The organism is Paracidovorax wautersii, assembly GCF_031453675.1.
Lineage (GTDB): Bacteria > Pseudomonadota > Gammaproteobacteria > Burkholderiales > Burkholderiaceae_C > Paracidovorax.
Map to the genome: position 1 here is coordinate 1133296 of NZ_JAVIZX010000001.1, position 17137 is coordinate 1150432.

A 17137-nucleotide genomic window follows, 5' to 3' on the forward strand; every position below is an offset into this window, starting at 1 on the left:
TAGGGGCTGGCCCTGAGAAGGTCAGTGGGCCCCAACGCCAGGACATCGCGGCCGGGCGACCTGGCGATCGCTGGGCAGGCCCTACGAACGACGTCCGACGGCGTAAGCCACCGCTGTCACGCGATGCCGCGCACCACGTTCATGGCTTCTTCCACGCGCTCCACGGCATGAATGGTCAGGCCCTCGATGGGTTTCTTGGGTGCATTGGCCTTGGGCACCACGGCCACGCTGAATCCCAGCTTGGCCGCCTCCTTCAGCCGCTCCTGGCCGCGCGGCGCGGGCCGCACCTCGCCTGCCAGGCCCACTTCGCCAAAGGCGATGAAGCCCTTGGGCAGGGGCTTGCCGCGCAGGCTGCTGGTAATGGACAGCATCACCGCCAGGTCGGCTGCGGGCTCACCGATGCGCACCCCGCCCACGGCGTTGACGAACACATCCTGGTCGGCACAGGCCACACCCGCATGGCGGTTGAGCACGGCCAACAGCATGGCCAGGCGGTCCTTGTCCAGCCCCACGGACAGGCGGCGCGGGCTCGGTCCGCCATCGTCCACCAGCGCCTGGATCTCCACAAGCATGGGCCGCGTGCCTTCGAGCGTGACCAGCACGCACGAGCCCGGCACCGGTTCGGCGTGCTGGCTCAAAAAGATGGCGCTCGGGTTGGTCACACCCTTGAGGCCTTTTTCCGTCATGGCGAACACGCCGATCTCGTTCACCGCGCCGAAGCGGTTCTTGATGGCGCGCACCAGGCGAAACTGGCTGTGCGTGTCGCCTTCGAAGTACAGCACTGTGTCCACCATGTGCTCCAGCACGCGCGGGCCGGCCAGCGCGCCTTCCTTGGTCACGTGGCCGACCAGGATCACGGCGATGCCCGTGCCCTTGGCCATGCGTGTGAGGTGGGCTGCGCATTCGCGCACCTGGGCCACCGAACCCGGCGCGCTGGTGAGCTGGTCGGAATAGACGGTCTGGATGGAGTCGATGACGACCACCGCCGGCTGCGTGGCCTCCACGGTCGCCAGGATCTTCTCGAGCTGGATCTCGGCCAGCAGCTGCACCTGGCTGCCGTCGATGCCCAGGCGCCGCGAGCGCAGCGCCACTTGCGCCCCGCTCTCTTCGCCCGTCACATACAGCGTGGGCAGGCCGGCGCGCTGCAGTGCGTCCATGGCCTGCAGCAGCAGCGTCGATTTGCCGATGCCCGGGTCGCCGCCGATCAGCACCACACCGCCCTCGACCACGCCGCCGCCCAGCACGCGGTCCAGCTCCTCGATGCCGCTCGGCGTGCGCGCCACGTCCTGTGCCTCGATGGAGGCCAGCGGCGTCACCGCCTGCGCCTGGGCCAGGCCTGCATAGCCCTGCGGCGTGCTCAGGCGGTTCTTGCCGGCCGATGATTCCGTGACGGTCTCCACCAGCGTGTTCCAGGCGCCGCAGGATGGGCATTTGCCCAGCCAGCGCGGGCTGGTGCCGCCGCATTCGGTGCAGGTGTAGAGGGTCTTGTCTTTGGCCATGGGGAGCGGGGAAGGGGGCGGAGGAAGGCAGCGTGGCAACGCCAGCGGGCAGGAGCGAAAACCGCGGGCGACGACTATAGCGCCGCGCTCGCCGTCGCCCCGGCGCCCGGGGCTGCCACGCCCTCGTCCGCAATGTAGATGCGCGCCAGCCCCTGCGTGATGGCCTCCACGATCTGCTCGCGCCGCAGGCCGATGTGCTCGTCCATCAGGCGTGCCGCCGCCGCTCCGTCGCGCGCGGCGACGGCCTGCAGGATGGCGCCGTGCTCCTGCTGGGTGAAGTCGCGCCCGGCCTTTTCCATGTCGATCCAGCGGATGAAGCGCACCCGCTCGTTCAGGCTGGCGAGCATGCGCTGCAACTCCCCATTGCGGGCCATGGCGGCAATGCGCAGATGGAAGGCCTCGTCCAGCTCCACCAGCGCGCGCACTGGCGTGTCGGGCGAGGCCGCGCGGCTGGTCTCCAGAAAGCGCTGCGCCTCGGCGATCTGCGCCTCGTCGGCGCGCTCCACGGCCAGGCGCAGGCACTCGCGCTCCACGGCCATGCGGGCCTCGTACAGGTCGATCGCCTCCTGCACGTCCAGCGGCCGGCGCATGAAGCCACGCGTGCACGGCACCAGGAAGCCCTCGGTCACGAGGCGGGTGAGGGCCTCCCGCACGGGCGTGCGGCTCACGCCCAGGCGGGCCGCCAGCTCGATCTCGCTGATGCGCTCGCCCGGACGCAGCTGGTAGCTGATGGCCATGTCGCGCAGCGTGTTGACCACGGCGCTGCCGCGCTCGCGGCGCACACGTGAGATGGGCGCCGCGCGGACCTTGGCCGGTGCGGCGGGCACGGACGGGAGCCGCGAAGACAGGCTGTGCTTCGTCATTTTTTTAAGTATACTGGAATGGATTCTTAACCGGCCCAGGAGATGTGACGATGTCGACGACCCCCATGAACGGCGCGGATGCCATGGTACGGATGCTGCAGCACAACGGCGTGCAGCACATCTTCGGGCTGTGCGGCGACACCAGCCTGCCGTTCTATGACGCCCTGGCCCGCCTGGACCACGGCATGGACCACATCCTCACCCGCGACGAGCGCAGCGCCGCCTACATGGCCGACGGCTACGCCCGCGTCACCGGCCGCGTAGGCGTGTGCGAGGGCCCCAGCGGCGGCGGCGCCACCTACCTGCTGCCCGGCCTGGTGGAAGCCAACGAATCGTCGGTGGCCGTGCTGGGCATCACGTCGGACGTCTCGGTGGGCGCGCGCGGCAAGTTCCCGCTGACCGAACTGGACCAGCAGGCGCTGTACCGCCCGCTCACCAAATGGAACACCACCATCGACCGGGTGGACCAGATCCCGCACGCCCTGCGCAGCGCCTTCCGCGCCATGACCACCGGCCGGCCCGGCGCGGCCCACATCTGCCTGCCCTACGACGTGCAGAAGCACGCCATCGATCCCGACACCGTCTGGGCCCAGCCCGGCCATGGGCATTTCCCCGCCACGCGCAGCGCGCCCGACCCGGCCGCGGTGGACGAGGCGGCCGAACGCCTGGTGCGCGCCCGGGCGCCGGTCTTCATCTGCGGCGGCGGCGTGGTGATCGCGGGCGCCAGCGCCGCGCTGGCGGCGCTCGCCGAACGGCTGAACGCCCCGGTCTGTACCACCGTCAGCGGCCAGGGCAGCCTGGCGGACACGCACCCCCTGAACGCCGGCGTGGTGGGCACCAACGGCGGCGTTCCGGCCACGCGGGCCGTGGTGGCGCAGGCGGACCTGGTGCTGTTCATCGGCTGCCGGGCGGGCTCCACCACCACCGAGCACGGCCAGATGCCGGGACGCGGCGTGACCATCCTGCACATCGATGTGGACGCCATGACCATCGGCACCAACTACCGCACCGACGTGGCCCTGGTGGGCGACGCGCGGCTGGCGCTGCAGGCGCTGGACGCTGCCGTACAGCGCCTGGGCACGTCCCGCCCCGCCGACGCCTCCGACGGCCGTGCCCTGGCCGCGCGCGCGCGGGCCGAGAAGCTCGCCTTCCTGGCGCCCCTGGCCGCGTCGCTGGACCAGCCCATCCGCCCCGAGCGCGTACTGGACGCCCTCAACCGCCTGCTGCCGCGCGAGGCCATCGCCGTGGCCGACCCGGGCACGCCCTGCCCCTACTTCTCGGCCTACTTCGACGCGCCCCAGGCGGGCCGGCACTTCATCACCAACCGGGCGCACGGGGCGCTGGGCTTCTCGCTGTCCGCGGCGTTCGGTGCGGCCATCGGCCGGCCGGATTCGGTGGTGGTCGCCGCCATGGGCGACGGCAGCTTCGGCTTCACCTGCGGTGAGCTGGAGACCGTGGTGCGCCGCGGCGTGCCGCTGAAGATGATCGTGTTCTCCAACGCCGTCTACGGCTGGATCAAGGCCAGCCAGAAGACCGGCTACGACGAGCGCTATTTCTCCGTGGACTTCAACCGCACCGACCACGCCCGCGTGGCCGAGGCCTTCGGCGTCAAGGCCTGGCGCGTGAAGGACCCGTCCGAGCTGGACGGCGCGCTCAAGGCGGCCCTGCACCACGACGGCCCCGCGCTCATCGACGTGATCTCGCAGCCGCTGCAAGATACGGCCGTGCCGGTGAGCCAGTGGATGGGCTGACCCACCACCCCGCTTCCGCCGGCCCTCCGCACGCCGGGCCCGGCCCCGATGCCCTCAGGTTTTCACAGGAAGGAGTTCGCGCATGACAGGTTCCGTACTCAACCGCCGCACCGCCCTTGCATGGGGCGCAGCGACCTCCGTCCTCGGCCTGGGCGGGCCGGCCCGCGCCAGCGACGACGCCTCGCTGCGGCTGGTGGTCACCTTCCCGCCCGGCGGCAGCACCGACATCGCCGCGCGCATCCTGCAGCCGCGCCTGGCCGAGGCCGCGGGCCGCCCGGTGATCGTCGAGAACCGGCCGGGCGCGGCCAGCCAGATCGCCACGCAGTACGTTGCCAAGTCCGCCCCGGACGGCAACACCGTGCTGGTGAGCTTCGACACGCACGCCATCAATCCCATCGCCAAGCCGCGCCTGCCCTACGACACCTTCAAGGACTTCGCGGGCGTGTCGCTGGCGCTGCGCTTTCCCCTGGTCATCGGCGCCAACGCCGCCACGGTCAAGGCCGCCAACCTGCGGGAGTTCGTGGCCGCAGCCAAGGCCGCGCCGGGCAAGTTCAGCTATGCATCCACCGGCCTGGGCTCCATGAACCATCTGGTGATGGAGGACCTCAAGCGCCGCGCAAGCATCTACGTGCTGCACGTGCCCTTCGGCGGCGGCGGCCCGGCCGTGCAGGCGGTGCTGGGCGACGTGACCAGCCTCACCCTGCTGAGCTACGCCGCGCTGCGCGGCCAGATCGCCGCCGGCAAGATCACGCCGCTGGCCGTCACCGGCGCGCGGCGCCTGCCCGAGCTGCCCAACGTGCCCACGGTGGCCGAGTCGGGCTTTCCGGGTTTCGAGGCGTATTCGTGGATCGGCATCTTCGCGCCCGCCGCCACGCCGCCGGCCGTGGTGCAGAAACTCACGCGCGACTTCCAGACCGCGCTGAACGCACCCGATGTGCATGCCAAGCTCACCCAGTCGGGCTTCGAGGTGATGGCCACCGACGGCCCCGGCGTGGACCAGCACCTGCGCCGCGAGTACGAACGCTGGAGCGCCTTCGTGCGCGAAACGCGGCTCAAGCTCGAAGAATGACCCGCCCCCTCGGCATCAGCACCCTGCGCCCATGACCCGCCCTCTCGACCATGTCGTCATCGCCGTGCACGACCTCGACCGCACCGTGCAGGACTACCGCGCGCTTGGCTTCACCGTCTACCCGGGCGGCCAGCACCCGGGCCGCACCTCGCACAACGCGCTGGTGGTGCTGGCCGACGGCGCCTATCTGGAGCTGATCGCCTGGCGCGGCCCGGCGCCGCAGGAGCGCTGGTGGCGCACGCTGCAGGCCGCGGGCGAAGGCCTGGTGGACTTCGCACTGCAGACACCCGATGCCGCGGCCGACCTCGCCGCCGCCCATGCGCGCGGCCTTGCGAGCCTGCACGGCCCCGTGGACGGCGGCCGCGTGCGGCCCGATGGCGAGCGCCTGCAGTGGCGCACCGCCCGCCACGACACGCCGGACGTGCCCTTCCTGTGCGGCGATCTCACGCCCCGCCGCCTGCGCGTGCCCGACGACGCGGCCGTGCAGCGCCACGCCAACGGCGCCACCGGCGTGGAGCGCCTGGCCCTGGTGGTGCATGACATCGATGCCACGCTGGGCCGCTGGCGTGCGCTGCTGGGCGAAGAGGGCGCCGTACCCTCCGCAGCCACGGACGATGCGCTGGCGGGCCTGCGCACCGCCACCGTGGCCCTGGACGGCTTCACGGTCGATCTGGCCACGCCCGCCGAGCAGCCCACGCCTGCGCAGCCCGTTGCGGGAATGCTGCGCGAGCGGCTTTCCCACCGCGGCGAGGGGCTGTGCGCGCTGGTGCTGCGCGGCATCTCCAGCCCGTGGAGCGTGCCCGGGCCGGAGCATGGACTGGCTCTGGCCACGCCGTGGCGCGCCGCCACCCGGGCCGGCTGATCCCCCAGGCGCGACGCGGCGCCCTCCGCGCAGGTAAGCAAATGCGTTGTCGGCCCTCTCCTACCCGGGCCGCACGCACCCCTTCCTAGGATGGGACTTCCCTGCGGCGGTTTCGCCGCGTCCACCATTCCAAGGAGATGCACCCTATGTCCAACAGCACGCCCCGTCGCTGGCTCGTCGCAGCGCCCCTGGTTCTCGTGTCCGCGCTGGCCCTCACCGCCTGCGATCGCAACAAGCCCGGTGAGCCACCCAACAGCACGCCCGCCCCGACCACGGCCCCCGAGCCCGTGACCCCCGCTCCCGCCATGCCCACCACCCCGGGCACGCCGGACGCCGGCAGCACGGGCACCGGCACCGGTACGGGCACCACGACGCCGGCCATGCCGTCCACCGACCCGGCCAGCACGCCGTCGATGGGCGCCAGCTCGCCGAGCTAAAGCGCTTCATCGCCTTCCCAGCGCAGCGGCCCGTCCGCTGCCTGCCCTGCAAACGCCGGCCCTGTGCCGGCGTTTGCGTTGGTGCATGGCCACCACCTAACATCCCTGAACAGACCTGGCTGGCCACCCCCGGGCCGGCTTTACGCAGCAACGCGAACACAGGGAGACGTTTCATGAAGGCATGCATTTACGGCGCCGGCGCCATCGGCGGCTGGCTGGGCATGGCGCTGGCCGACGCCGGCTGCACGGTGCAGATGGTGGCCCGCGGGACCACGCTGACGGCCTTGCGCCGGGATGGCCTGCGGCTCACCCGACCCGATGGCACCGTGGTGCATGCGGCCGTGCAGGCCAGCGACGCCCCGGCCGTGCTCGGCACGCAGGACCTGGTGGTGCTGGCCGTCAAGGCCCCTGCGCTGCCAGACGTGGCCGAGCGCATCGCTCCGCTGGTCGGCCCGCAGACGGTGGTGCTCACGGCCATGAACGGCGTGCCCTGGTGGTTCCTGCAGGGCTGCGAGGGCCCGGCCCGCGGCCAGCGCGTGCGCAGCGTGGAGGCCGACGGCCGCATCGCCGCGGCCATTCCGGCGGCGCAAGTGGTCGGCGGCGTGGTGCATGCCAGCTGCTCGTTGCTGGCGCCAGGCCACGTGCGGCAGCATTTCGGCAACCGCCTGCTCATCGGCGAGCCCGGCGGCGGGCCGAGCGAACGCACCACGGCGCTGGCCGAGGTGCTGCGCCTCGGCGGCATCGACGTGGAGATCTCGCCCCGCATCCAGCAGGACATCTGGTTCAAGCTGTGGGGCAACCTGACGATGAACCCCATCAGCGCGCTCACCGGCGCCACCACCGACCGCATCCTGGACGACGCGCTGGTGCGCGGCTTCATCTCGGCGGTGATGCAGGAGGCCAAGGCCATCGGCGAGCGGCTGGGCCTGCCGATCGACCAGCAGCCCGAGGACCGCCACGCGGTGACGCGCAAGCTGGGTGCGTTCAAAACCTCCATGCTGCAGGACGTGGAAGCCGGCAAGCCGCTGGAGATCGACGCCCTGGTGGCTGCCGTGCACGAACTGGGTACGCTCACCGGCACCGCCACGCCGCATACCGATGCCCTGCTGGGGCTGGTGCGGCTGATGGCACAGCAGCGTGGGCTGTATCCTGCATAGCTATATTTTTAATAGCTGCATGCGCTTATGGAATAAGCGCCAGAGCCCTATTTGATTCTGAACCCACCTTTTTTCATTCATTTCACCGACCGGAGACCTTGCCCCATGTCCACCGCCCTGACCCTTTATTACGCCCCCGGTACCTGCGCACTGGCCGTGCGCATCGCGCTCGAAGAAGCCCAGGCCGACTACACCCTGCGCCTGCTCGACTTTTCCGCGCAGGAGCAACGCGGTGCCGACTACCTGGCGATCAATCCCAAGGGCCGCGTGCCTGCGCTGGCCACCGAGCACGGCGTGCTGACCGAGGCGCCCGCCCTGCTGCTCTACGTGGCGCAGCGCTTTCCCCAGGCCGGCCTGGCGCCTACCGAACCGTTCGCGCTGGCGCGGCTGCAGGAGCTGCACAGCTACCTGGCCTCCACCGTGCATGTGGCCCATGCCCACGGCCGCCGCGCCGCGCGCTGGGCCGACGAGCCCGAGGCCCAGGCTGCCATGCAGCGCAAGGTGGCGGCCAACATGACCGAGTGCTTCGCGCTGATCGAGTGCCACTACCTGCCGACCGGCCCGTGGGTGCTGGGCGATCGCTACAGCGTGGGCGATGCCTACCTGTACACCGTGGGCACCTGGCTGCGCAGCGACGGCGTGGACATCGCCCAGTTCCCGCGCGTGCATGCCCACGCGCAGCGCATGGCCGAGCGGCCGGCCGTGCAGCGCGCACAGGCGGCCTGAGCCCGCAGGCCTGATTTGTTGCTGCCGAGCGGCCCCTGCCCTCAGCGCAGGGCGTCGCCGTCGGTCCAGTGGAAGGGCACGCGCGGCTCGATGTCCGCGATCTCCGCGCGCAGCAGCGCCGCCAGCCGCCCGGCCTCGCGCTGCGTGAGCCGCGCCACCGTGGTGGACAGGCTCATGGCCGCGAAGGCGCCGCCGCCGGCATCGCGCACTGCATGCCCCACGGCCGCGGTGTTGGTGTTGAGGCAGCCGCCGCTGCGCGCATGGCCCAGCGTGCGCGTCTGCGCGATGAGCGCGCGCAGGGCCAGCACGTCCAGCCCCCCATAGCGCCCCAGCGCGTCCGCATGCGTGTGCAGCGCGGCCTTGACCAACGCGTCGTCCTGCGCCGCGAGCAGGGCCAGCCCGGCCGCGCCCACGCCCAGCGGGCGGCGGCCGCCCACGGTCACCGACAGGGCCGCATCCGGCCGGGGCACGGCCGTGTGGTCGTAGCACACGGCCTCGTGGCCGCTGCGCACGAACACGTAGGCCGCGTAGCCGGTGGCCTCGGTCAGCCGCCGCAGGGCGGGTGCGAACAGCGGCGCCACATCGTGGCGCGCCCGCGCCGCCAGCCCGTGCTCGAAGGTCAGGCGGCCCAGCACATAGCCCCGGCCCTCGGGCAGCGGCGTGACCAGGCGGGCCGCCACCATGTCGCGCAGCAGGCGGTGCACCGTCGGGTGCGGAATGCCGGAATGACGCGCGATGTCGGACAGGGACAGCCCGCGCGCGTCGTAGCGCGAGAGCTGGTCGAGGATGCGCAGTGCGCGGTCGAGCACCAGGGTCGTCATGGCAGGAGGAGGAAGAAGAAAGGCGGCAAGACGGCCCGGCCGGCCGCGGTTGTCCACGGTATGGACAAGTCGATTGTAGGAATGCGGCGCCTCGCCACAATGCACGCAGACCCGGGACCGCGCGTACCCGGGCCCCGCATCCCTTCAACGACACGGAGACATCTTCCATGGCCCCCTTCCGTCCCTTTTCGCGGCGCGCCCTGGCGCGCGCGGCTGCCGCTGCCCTGCTGCTGGGCACCGCCGGCGCCCCCCTGCTGGCGCAGGAGGCCGCCTTCCCCACGCGGCCCGTGCGCTTCATCGTGCCGTATGCGGCCGGTGGCACGACCGACCTGGTGGCGCGCACCGTGGGCGCGCGCATGGCGCAGACGCTGGGCCAGCCTGTGGTCATCGAGAACCGCGCCGGCGCGGGCGGCAACATCGGCATGGACGCCGTGGCCAAGGCCGCGCCCGACGGCTACACCGTGGGCATGGGCGCCATCTCCACCAACGCGCTGAACCCGCACATCTACAAAAAGATGCCGTTCGACCCGCGCAAGGACTTCACGCCCGTGGGTCTGCTGGGCCAGTCCACCATCGTGCTGGAGGCCGGCCCGGGCCTGTCGGTCAAGACCGTGGCCGAGCTGCTGGCCCATGCGCGCCAGCACCCCGGCGTGCCTTACGCCACGGCGGGCGCCGGCACCTCGATGCACCTGGCGGGCGTGCTCTTCGCGCAGATGAGCCGCACGGAATGGGTGCACGTGCCCTACAAGGGCAGCGCCCCGCTCATCACCGACCTGATCGCCGGCCAGGTGCCGGTGGCGTTCGACAACCTGCCGGCCTCCCTGCCGCACATCCAGGCCGGCAAGCTGCGCGCCCTGGCGGTGGCAGGCACGCGCCGTTCGCCCGCGCTGCCGGACGTGCCCACGCTGGCCGAGGCCGGTCTGCCCGGCTATGCGGTGGAACCGTGGTTCGGCGTGTACGGCCCGGCGGGCCTGCCGCCGGCCGTGGCCCAGCGGCTTGAAAAGGCCTTGCAGGAGGCCATGGCCGACCCGGCGGTGGAGGCCAAGCTGCTGGCGGCCGGCTTCACGCCGCAGGGCTCCAGCGCCGCCGAGCTGGGCGCCTTGAGCCGCCGCGAGTACGAGCGCCTGGGCGCCGTGGCGCGCAACGCCCAGATGGCCGCCGACTGAAAAGAGGCGCGCATCCATGACCGATACCGCCACCGCACCGCGCATCGACGCCAGCCACGATCCGCGCCTGCGCAGCTGGGTCGCCTCCGCCAACGGGCCGGGTTGCGATTTCCCGATCCAAAACCTGCCCTTCGGCCGCTTCCGCGCTGCCGACGGCGCGCCCCGCATCGGCGTGGCCATCGGCGACCAGATCCTCGACCTGCGCGCCGCAGGCCTGGTGGACACGGACGACATGAACGCCTTGATGGCCGCGCCGCCCGCGCAGCGCCAGGCCCTGCGTGCGCGCCTGTCCGCCGGCCTGGCCGAAGGCAGCGCGCAGCAGCCGGCGTGGCAGGCCGCGCTGGTGCCGCAGGCGGGCACCGCAATGCTGGTGCCCTGCCGCATCGGCGACTACACCGACTTCTACACCAGCGTGCACCACGCCACCAACGTGGGCCGCCAGTTCCGGCCGGACCAGCCGCTGCTGCCCAACTACCAGTGGGTGCCCATCGGCTACCACGGGCGCGCATCGTCCATCGGCGTGAGCGGCCAGGCGGTGCGGCGCCCGCGCGGCCAGCTCAAGGCGCCGGATGCGGCAACGCCCGTGCTGGCGCCGTCGCGGCGGCTGGACTACGAGCTGGAACTGGGCTGGTTCATCGGCGCCGGCAACGCGCAGGGCGAGCCCATCGCCATCGCCCAGGCCGAGCAGCACCTGTTCGGCGTGGCCCTGTTCAACGACTGGAGCGCGCGCGACATCCAGGGCTGGGAGTACCAGCCGCTGGGCCCCTTCCTGTCGAAGAACTTCGCCAGCACGCTGTCGCCCTGGATCGTCACGCTGGAGGCGCTGGCCCCCTTCCGCGCGCCCTTCACGCGGCCGGGCGGCGACCCGCAGCCGCTGCCCTATCTGGACTCGGCCGGCAACCGCGCCCACGGCGCCTTCGCCATCACGCTGGAGGTGTTGCTGCAGTCCGCGCGCATGCGTGCCGAGGGCCTGGCGCCCCTGCGCCTGTCGCGCACCGACAGCGCACGCGCCGCGTACTGGACGCCGGCGCAGCTGGTGGCGCACCACACGGTCAACGGCTGCAATCTGCAGAGCGGCGATCTGCTGGGCTCGGGCACGCTCTCCGGTCCCGAAGAGGGCGAGGCCGGCTCGCTGTTGGAGCTGGCCGTGGCCGGCCAGCGCCCCGTGGCCCTGCCGACGGGCGAGCAGCGCAGCTTTCTGGAAGACGGCGACACGCTCACCCTGCGCGGCTGGTGCGAGCGCGAGGGCGCGGTGCGCATCGGCCTGGGCGAGGTGTCGGGCACCGTGGCGGGCGCGACCGGCGCCTGAGCCGGCCGGCTCGTCCGATCACGCCGCCAATAAAAAAAGCCGCCCCGTGACGGGAGCGGCTTTTTGCTGACCCCAGGGCCGCGCCGGCTCAGTTCACCTTCAGCACGCGCCAGTCGATGCGGTTGTCCGCGCGGTGGATGATCTCCACCTTCTGTGTGGCGGCCCACGGAATGATCTGGTTGTACAGCGGGATGTGCGAGATCAGCTCGTGGTCCTTCACCAGGGCCTGCTCGATGAGGCCGTTGCGCGTGGCGGTGTCGGTCTCCTTCTTGATGCGCTCGATCAGCGCGTCCTGCTGCGGATCGCTGAAGCGGCCCAGGTTGAAGTTGCCGTCGCCGCCGGCGCCCGGCGAGCGGATCAGCGACTGCAGCGAGTAGAACGCGTCGAAGGTCGGCACGCCCCAGCCCAGCAGGTAGATGCTGGCCTCGTTGCGCTGGATCATCGGGAAGTAGGTGGCGAAGGGCAGCGAGCGCAGCTTGGCCTTCACGCCCACCTTGGCCCACTGCGCCGTGATGGCCTGGCACAGCTGCTCGTCGTTGATGTAGCGGCCCGCGCTGCAGGCGAAGTCCACCTCGAAGCCTTGCGGGTAGCCCGCCTCGGCCAGCAGCTTCTGCGCGGCGGCGGGGTCGTAGGGCCAGCGCACGTCGGCCTTCGGGGTCCAGCCGTTCACCTGCCGCGCCACGATGGCGCCCGTGGGCTGCGCCAGGCCGCGCAGCACCACGCGCTGGATGGAGCCGATGTCGATGGCCTGGTACAGCGCCTTGCGCACGCGCACGTCCTTGAGCGAGTTCTTGCCCTTGACGCTGGAGTTCTGCAGCTCGTCGCGGAACTGGTCCATCCCCAGGAAGATGGTGCGGTTCTCGGCGCCGTCCAGCACCTTGAGCGCGGGCTGCTGGCGGATGCGCGGCACGTCCTGCAGGCTCGGGTCGAGCACGAAGTCCACCTCGCCCGACAGCAGCGCGGCGGTGCGGGTGGCGTCCGACTTGATGGGCGTGTAGACGATGTCCGTCACGTTGCCGGCGTACTTGCCCTTGCCCCACCAGTGCGGGTTGGCGGCCAGCACGGTGCGCTGGTCGGGCTGCCACGACTTGAGCACGAACGGCCCGGAGCCCAGCGCATTGCGGTGGGTGTAGGGCTCGTCGCTGGTCTTGATGTCCTTGGGGGTGGCTGCATTGTTCTTCTCGGCCCAGGGCTTGCTCATGATGCGCAGCTCGGTGAGCTGGTTCACCAGCACCGGGTTGGGGATGTCCGAGAAGATGTCGATCGTCTGCGCATCCACCACCTGCACGCGGTCGATGCCCTGTGTGTAGACGGCGTAGTTCGACGTCTTGGCCTTGGCGCGCTCCAGCGAGAACTTCACGTCCTCGGCCGTGAGCGCGGAGCCGTCGCTGAACTTCACGCCCTGGCGCAGCGTGATGCGCAGCTGCGTGGGGCTCACGCGCTTCCATTCGGTGGCCAGCTGCGGCTCGGGCTTGAAGGTCTTGCTGTTGTATTCGACCAGCGTCTCGTACACGGCCGAGTGCAGTGCGTTGTTCACGCCCACGTTCTGGGCGTGGATGTCCCAGGAGGACAGGTCCGCCGAGCGCGCGAAGCGGAAGGTGGCGGCCTGGGAGGCCAGGGGCACGGCGGCCGCAGCGATCACGGCGGCGGCAAGCAAGGAGGGAGCAAATCGCATGGTGTCTTGAAGGGTCTCTGAACAGGAAAAAGGGTGCGCCACTATCGCCCGCACCCCGCAGGGGGAGAACGATTTTCTGGTTGTAAACATATGCGCAGCCTGCGGCAAGCCATCACCACCGGCGTGCAGGGGTTCAGCGCTGTCGGTGCGCGGCCCCCTCTTCCAAAAAAAGGCCGGCACCCCCCGCAGGGCGCCGGCCTTCCAAAGCGGCCCGCGACCGGGCCGCGCTCTCACTCAAACGGCTGCGGCCGCTTCGTCTTGTCGCTGGAGGGCGGCAGGATGGGCAAGGTGATCTGCGGCTGCTCGCCCGTCAGCGTCTTGAGGAACGCCACGATGTCGGCGTTCTCCGCATCGCTGAACGTGCGGCCCAGCTGCAGGCGGCCCATGGTGTCCACGGCCTGGGCCAGCGTGTCGGCCGCGCCGTCGTGGAAGTAGGGGTAGGTCAGTTCCACGTTGCGCAGCGTGGGCACCTTGAAGTTGAAGCGATCGGCGTCCTTGCCGGTCACGGCGAAGCGCCCTTCGGCCGGGTTGGCGGTCTTGTAGGGCTCGACGACGCCCATGCGCTGGAACGACGAGCCGCCCAGGTTGGGGCCGTTGTGGCAGGCCACGCAGCCCGCGTTCTTGAACAGCTGGTAGCCGCGTAGCTCCTGTGCGTCGATGGCCTTCTTGTCGCCCTTGAGCCACTGGTCGAAGCGGGCATTGGGCGTGGTCAGCGTCTCCTCGAACGCGGCGATGGCCGAGGTCACTTCCTCGATGCTCAGCTTGTCGTGCCCGAAGACCTTCTTGAACTCCGCGACGTACTGCGGAATGGAGCGCAGCAGGTCCACCGCGAGCGCATGGGTGAAGGCCATCTCGCCCGGGTTGGCGATGGGGCCGCCGGCCTGCTCCTGCAGGTCCTTGGCGCGGCCGTCCCAGAACTGCGCCAGGTTCAGGCTCGAATTGAGCACCGTGGGCGAGTTGATCGGCCCCTTCTGCCAGCGGTCTCCGATGGACGTCTTGAGGTTGTCCGAGCCGCCCATGCTGAGGTTGTGGCACGAGTTGCAGGAGATGAAGCCGGACTTGGACAGGCGGGGATCGAAGAACAGCTTCTTGCCCAGTTCGATCTTGGCAGGCTCGATGGTCTTGACCGCCGGCAAGGGTTGCACGGGCTCCTGCGCCTGTGCCTGCACGGCGCCCGTGGCCAGCAAGCCGGCCACGGCCAGGGCGCCCAGGGCGAACCGCACGGAAGGGAAATGTTGTGTCATCGGGGGGGCTCCTCAGAGGTAAGGCGGTGAAGTGCGCCCTGAAGAGCGCATCGCGGTGCTTCACCGTGCGTTGATTCTTCGAGCGCCCCGCCCGACGCCGCTTGACGCACCGCAAACGAAGAAACATTTCAGGCAGAAGGGTCATTGCAGCTTGCGCTGAGACAGCCGCGGGGGTGCAGGGCGGCCAGCGGTGCGCCCGAAGCGCAGAAGCCGCAGGGCCGTGGCGCTCCGCAATGGCGGGCATCCGTGGGAACGCCCACGCAGGATTCAAGCGAAATTGGCCTCTAGCGCTTATGCAGAAAGCGCAAGCAGCTATCATTTTTGAAAAACCACCCGGTACGGATGTGGAGCCGCCACGCCCGCACCACCCGGCGGCGCCCGCTGTCTCTGCGCCGCGAAGCCAACCGCCGTCACGACGGCCCCGAACGATCTCGGCGGTCGGTGCACGGCCTGCCCGCCCCCGCCGCACCACAGGCCGCTTGCAACAACCCGCTTCAAAACTGCGCAATCTGCCATCGGGCGGTCAGGGACGCCTGGCCGGGTCCTGAGCGCGCGCCGCGCACCGCAACGCCCCGGATGGTGCAAATCCGCTTGCCGATCAAGCACTTACGAGCGCCCACGGAAACCGCATAAGCATGCGCCGATTCCTTTGCAGCGTGCGTGCTCCGGTGGGTCTTCAATCCAGCCCAACCACCCGCCGCGACGGTCGCGCCGGGGCATCCACGGAAGGACCCATCCCATGACGCGCAAGTACAAGGTCGTCGCCGTTTCCGGCAACACGCAGCGCCCCTCGCGCACGCTGGTGCTCGTCGAAGAGCTGATCGCCGCACTGAGCGAGGCGCTGCCCATCGAGGCCCACACCATCGAACTGGGGCCGCTGGCACCGCAGATCGGCGGCGCGATCTACCGCAACCAGCTGCCCGCCGCAGTGGAGGCGGAACTCGCCGCCATCGAATCGGCCGACCTGCTCATCGTCGCCAGCCCCGTCTACCGAGGCTCGTACACCGGTTTGTTCAAGCACCTGTTCGACTTCGTGCACCACGAGGCGCTGATCGACGTGCCCGTGCTGCTGGCCGCCACCGGCGGCAGCGACCGCCATGCGCTGGTCATCGACCACCAGCTGCGCCCGCTGTTCAGCTTCTTCCAGGCGCGCACGCTGCCGCTGGGCGTGTATGCGTCGGAGCAGGACTTCCAGGGCTACGAGATCGCACGCGGCGCCCTCCGCGACCGCATTGCGCTGGCCGTGCAGCGCGCGCTGCCGCTGGTCGGTATCGCCCCCCAGGCCGTACCCGCGCTGCGGCTGGCGCAGGCCGCCTGATCGGGCGATCGACCGGCCGCATCCCACCTCACCGCACAGGAGCATCGCCATGAGCCACGACACGACTTCCTCCGCACCCGCTTCCGACGGCATCCGGTTCGCCTACTGGGTGCCCAACGTCAGCGGCGGGCTGGTGGTCAGCACCATCGCCCAGCGCACCGACTGGAGCCTGGAATACAACCAGCGCCTGGCGCAGGCGGCCGAGAAGGCCGGCTTCGACTACGCCCTGAGCCAGATCCGCTTCACCGCCGGCTATGGCGCCGAGTACCAGCACGAGTCGGTGTCGTTCAGCCAGGCGCTGCTGCACGCCACCACCAAGCTGAAGGTGCTGGCCGCCATCCTGCCCGGGCCGTGGAGTCCCGCCGTTGTGGCCAAGCAGATCGCCACCATCGACCACATCAGCGCCGGGCGCATCGCCATCAACGTGGTGAGCGGCTGGTTCAAGGGCGAGTTCCAGGCCATTGGCGAGCCGTGGCTGGAGCATGACGAGCGCTACCGCCGCTCCGAAGAATTCATCCGCGCGCTCAAGGGCATCTGGACGGAAGACAACTTCACCTTCAAGGGCGACTTCTACCGCTTCAACAACTACACGCTGAGCCCCAAGCCCGTGCAGAAGCCGCACCCGGAGATCTTCCAGGGCGGCAGCTCGCGCGCGGCGCGCGACATGGCCTCGCGCGTGTCGGACTGGTACTTCACCAACGGCAACACGCCCGAGGGCGTGAAAGCGCAGATCGACGACATCCGCGCCAAGGCGGCCGAAACCGGCCACCGCGTGCGCATCGGCATCAACGCGTTCGTCATCGCCCGCGACACACCGAGGAAGAGGCCCGCGCCGTGCTGAAAGACATCATCGACCACGCGCACGTGGAGGCCGTGCACGCCTTTGGCGACGCGGCCAAGCAGGCCGGCCAGGCCTCACCCGAGGGCGAGGGCAACTGGGCGAAATCCACCTTCGAGGACCTGGTGCAATACAACGACGGCTTTCGCACCAACCTCATCGGCACGCCGCGCCAGGTGGCCGAGCGCATCGTGGCGCTCAAGGCCGTGGGCGTGGACCTGATCCTGGCCGGCTTCCTGCACTTCATCGAAGAGGTCGAGTACTTCGGTGAAAAGGTGCTGCCCCTGGTGCGCGAGCTGGAAGCCCAGGGGCGGGGTGCGCGCGCACCGGTCTTGACCGAAGAACCTGCCGAGGCCGTACCGGCCTGATCTCCGCTCAGGTCTTCACCCACCGACCCATCCA

General features: G+C 70.6%; 14 protein-coding genes and 1 pseudogene. 10 read left to right on the forward strand and 5 right to left on the reverse strand.

Annotation, left to right across the window (positions count from 1 at the left end; genetic code table 11):
- Positions 1-116: 116 nt before the first annotated feature.
- Positions 117-1499, reverse strand: coding sequence for a DNA repair protein RadA (radA, locus tag QE399_RS05285; protein WP_309826828.1), 1383 nt, complete (start codon positions 1497-1499; stop codon positions 117-119).
- 74 nt (positions 1500-1573) lie between these two features.
- Positions 1574-2362 (reverse strand): GntR family transcriptional regulator, encoded by a 789-nt coding sequence (locus QE399_RS05290; RefSeq protein WP_309826830.1) that lies wholly within the window; start codon positions 2360-2362, stop codon positions 1574-1576.
- Positions 2363-2412: 50 nt separating this feature from the next.
- On the opposite strand from QE399_RS05290, the gene QE399_RS05295 reads away from it, so the two are divergent.
- The 6 genes from QE399_RS05295 (at position 2413) to QE399_RS05320 (ending at position 8364) form a co-directional block, all read left to right on the forward strand.
- Positions 2413-4113, forward strand: coding sequence for a thiamine pyrophosphate-binding protein (locus QE399_RS05295; RefSeq protein WP_309826832.1), 1701 nt, complete (start codon positions 2413-2415; stop codon positions 4111-4113).
- An 82-nt stretch (positions 4114-4195) separates the two neighbouring features.
- Positions 4196-5182, forward strand: a complete 987-nt coding sequence (locus QE399_RS05300) for a tripartite tricarboxylate transporter substrate binding protein (protein ID WP_309826834.1) — start codon at positions 4196-4198, stop codon at positions 5180-5182.
- A gap of 31 nt (positions 5183-5213) precedes the next feature.
- Positions 5214-6044, forward strand: a complete 831-nt coding sequence (locus tag QE399_RS05305) for a VOC family protein (protein ID WP_309826837.1) — start codon at positions 5214-5216, stop codon at positions 6042-6044.
- Between the two features lie 146 nt (positions 6045-6190).
- A complete protein-coding gene (locus QE399_RS05310; RefSeq protein WP_309826839.1) occupies positions 6191-6481 on the forward strand; it encodes a hypothetical protein in 291 nt (96 codons plus the stop codon).
- Between the two features lie 173 nt (positions 6482-6654).
- The gene (locus tag QE399_RS05315; protein ID WP_309826841.1) at positions 6655-7638 is read left to right on the forward strand and encodes a 2-dehydropantoate 2-reductase; all 984 of its coding nucleotides are present in this window, start codon (positions 6655-6657) and stop codon (positions 7636-7638) included.
- 105 nt (positions 7639-7743) lie between these two features.
- Positions 7744-8364: a glutathione S-transferase family protein gene (locus QE399_RS05320; protein ID WP_309826842.1), complete on the forward strand. Its 621-nt coding sequence runs from the start codon at positions 7744-7746 to the stop codon at positions 8362-8364.
- A gap of 41 nt (positions 8365-8405) precedes the next feature.
- On the opposite strand, the gene QE399_RS05325 is transcribed toward QE399_RS05320, so the two are convergent.
- The gene (locus QE399_RS05325) at positions 8406-9185 is read right to left on the reverse strand and encodes an IclR family transcriptional regulator (RefSeq protein WP_309826845.1); all 780 of its coding nucleotides are present in this window, start codon (positions 9183-9185) and stop codon (positions 8406-8408) included.
- 167 nt (positions 9186-9352) lie between these two features.
- On the opposite strand from QE399_RS05325, the gene QE399_RS05330 reads away from it, so the two are divergent.
- Together QE399_RS05330 and fahA are read left to right on the forward strand one after the other, a co-directional pair.
- Positions 9353-10351 (forward strand): Bug family tripartite tricarboxylate transporter substrate binding protein, encoded by a 999-nt coding sequence (locus tag QE399_RS05330; protein WP_309826846.1) that lies wholly within the window; start codon positions 9353-9355, stop codon positions 10349-10351.
- Between the two features lie 16 nt (positions 10352-10367).
- Entirely contained in the window at positions 10368-11660 is a 1293-nt protein-coding gene (fahA, locus tag QE399_RS05335) for a fumarylacetoacetase (protein ID WP_309826847.1), read from the forward strand.
- An 88-nt stretch (positions 11661-11748) separates the two neighbouring features.
- Here the strand turns inward: fahA and QE399_RS05340 are convergent, their stop codons facing one another.
- Both QE399_RS05340 and QE399_RS05345 read right to left on the reverse strand, forming a co-directional pair.
- A complete protein-coding gene (locus QE399_RS05340) occupies positions 11749-13335 on the reverse strand; it encodes an ABC transporter substrate-binding protein (RefSeq protein WP_309826848.1) in 1587 nt (528 codons plus the stop codon).
- A gap of 230 nt (positions 13336-13565) precedes the next feature.
- Entirely contained in the window at positions 13566-14579 is a 1014-nt protein-coding gene (locus tag QE399_RS05345) for a cytochrome-c peroxidase (RefSeq protein ID WP_309826849.1), read from the reverse strand.
- 739 nt (positions 14580-15318) lie between these two features.
- On the opposite strand from QE399_RS05345, the gene msuE reads away from it, so the two are divergent.
- Together msuE and sfnG are read left to right on the forward strand one after the other, a co-directional pair.
- Positions 15319-15897, forward strand: coding sequence for an FMN reductase (gene msuE / locus QE399_RS05350; protein ID WP_309826850.1), 579 nt, complete (start codon positions 15319-15321; stop codon positions 15895-15897).
- Positions 15898-15946: 49 nt separating this feature from the next.
- A pseudogene (sfnG, locus tag QE399_RS05355) lies at positions 15947-17103 on the forward strand (dimethylsulfone monooxygenase SfnG).
- Positions 17104-17137: the final 34 nt, after the last annotated feature.